This window comes from Paenibacillus macerans (assembly GCF_050565405.1).
In the GTDB taxonomy this organism is placed as follows: domain Bacteria; phylum Bacillota; class Bacilli; order Paenibacillales; family Paenibacillaceae; genus Fontibacillus; species Fontibacillus macerans_B.
Map to the genome: position 1 here is coordinate 1 of NZ_JBNYYG010000129.1, position 613 is coordinate 613.

Annotated in this window: 1 protein-coding gene; it reads right to left on the reverse strand. The window is 47.5% G+C overall.

What is annotated here, in order from left to right; genetic code table 11:
• Positions 1-253: 253 nt before the first annotated feature.
• Positions 254-571 (reverse strand): transposase, encoded by a 318-nt coding sequence (locus ACQ4N8_RS28140; protein WP_430707674.1) that lies wholly within the window; start codon positions 569-571, stop codon positions 254-256.
• Positions 572-613: the final 42 nt, after the last annotated feature.

Sequence of the window (613 nt, forward strand, 5' to 3'; positions counted from 1 at the left end):
AGTTTATAGCCGTAGACATGTTCTTCGCCTTCAAGTAGCTCAAGGAGCCACTCTTTGATTTGCTCATCGCTAATCGGGATCCCGGTTACGGTTAGAGAGTACCCGGGGGTAGGTCGACCGCGTCTTCCCGTGGATGACGGCTCTGTCTGGGAAGTCGCTGCTCGCTTTTTTCGATCGTAGTAGGTCGATTCGGCAATTTCCAAGATCCGCAGAACGATAGCTGTTGGTTCACCCCGCTTAATGAATGGTTCTGCTACTTCAAGTTTTTCAGATAAGCGGGGTTTTTCTTTTTTACGAGTTCCCGTAGGATCTCATTTTCGAGTTCCTTCTCGCCGAGCACTTTCATGGCTTTTTCGTATTTCTCTTCAATCTCTTGAAGACGCTTGAGCTCCTGCAGGTGTTGGTCTGGTAGCGAAGTTTCTACGTCTGTGATCTGATCTCGGTAGGTTCGAATCCAGGTCCGAATGGTTTCCGGGTGCAGATCATACGACCGGGCAAGTACCCCCACTTTAATTCCGGACAGAGCTTCTCTTACTACCTTTAAACGAAATTCATCTTTGGCTTTTCCCATAACTTAATCCTCTCCCTTATTTCCATTGTAAATCCTTGTAGG

What these genes read in the sequence shown, in the direction of transcription:
- ACQ4N8_RS28140 (WP_430707674.1), bottom strand. Translation starts at nt 571, where the DNA reads ATGGGAAAAGCCAAAGATGAATTTCGTTTAAAGGTAGTAAGAGAAGCT.